The sequence below is a fragment of the Pseudoalteromonas sp. 2CM36K genome (assembly GCF_023161865.1).
Taxonomy (GTDB): Bacteria; Pseudomonadota; Gammaproteobacteria; order Enterobacterales; family Alteromonadaceae; genus Pseudoalteromonas; species Pseudoalteromonas tetraodonis.
This window is the reverse complement of record NZ_JALNTK010000053.1, coordinates 1-1044: the sequence shown is the minus strand read 5'-3', so window position 1 is coordinate 1044 and position 1044 is coordinate 1. Positions and strand designations below refer to the sequence as shown.

1 pseudogene and 1 other annotated feature are annotated in these 1044 nt (G+C 43.6%); the pseudogene reads right to left on the bottom strand.

Features of this window, described 5'->3' with window-relative positions:
- Positions 1-39: 39 nt before the first annotated feature.
- Positions 40-1044, bottom strand: a pseudogene (locus MTN97_RS17785) (IS3 family transposase); the annotation flags it as partial.
- Positions 865-981, bottom strand: a sequence feature (AL1L pseudoknot). It overlaps the preceding pseudogene by 117 nt.

Genomic DNA, 1044 nt, shown 5'->3' with positions numbered 1-1044 from the left:
TGAATCGCCCCGAGTTCATCGGAGACCAGTTTGTTTAAGTCAGGCCACTTTACCTGACTCGTTTAAATTATCATAGTAGTCTGTTTCATATTGAGCTGGTGAAATATACCCAATTGAAGATAATAAGCGTTGATTATTAAACCAATTGACCCACTCTAACGTTGCGTATTCAACAGCATCAACATTCTTCCACGGGCCATTTCTGCGAATAATCTCTGTTTTAAATAATCCATTTATTGTTTCAGCCAATGCATTGTCATAAGAGTCACCCACACTGCCTACAGACGCTTGAATTCCAGCTTCAGCAAGTCGCTCAGTGTATCGTATAGACAAATATTGGCTGCCTCTGTCGCTGTGGTGAATTAACCCTTCGGGGTTGCCACGATGCCAAATAGCTTGCTCTAACGCATCAAGAATAAGCTCTGTGTGCATTGTCGTTGATACACGCCAACCTACAATGTATCGTGAAAAAACATCTATCACGAAAGCGACATAAACAAACCCACTCCATGTGGCAACATAGGTGATGTCAGCTACCCAAAGTTGATTTGGCTGCTCAGCAGTAAATTGACGATTAACTAAATCAAGTGGCTTATCTTGTTGCTCGTCAGGTATCGTTGTCTTATGTGCTTTACCCCGACGAACACCTTGAATTCCCATAACTCGCATCAATCGTTCGACTGTACAGCGGGCGACTTGATGGTCGTCAAGCTGTAGCTGCTTCCATATTTTTCTTGCACCATAAACTGACATATTATCCTCCCACACTTCGCGAATGAGTATTATCAGCTCAGCATCACGCTTTTTGCGGTTAGACAGTCGCTCAGGCTCTCTTTGTATCTGTTTATGAGAATAATACGTTGATGGTGCAATCGGCAATTCCTTGCAAATTGACTCGACACCGTAATGCTCTCTGCAAGCATCAATAAAATCCACTATTACTTCTGTTTGCGGTCGAGCTCCGCTTGGGCGAAAAAAGCGGCAGCTTGCCTCAGGATATCATTCGTTCGCTTGAGCTCTTTATTCTCGCGCTCTAAGACGGCA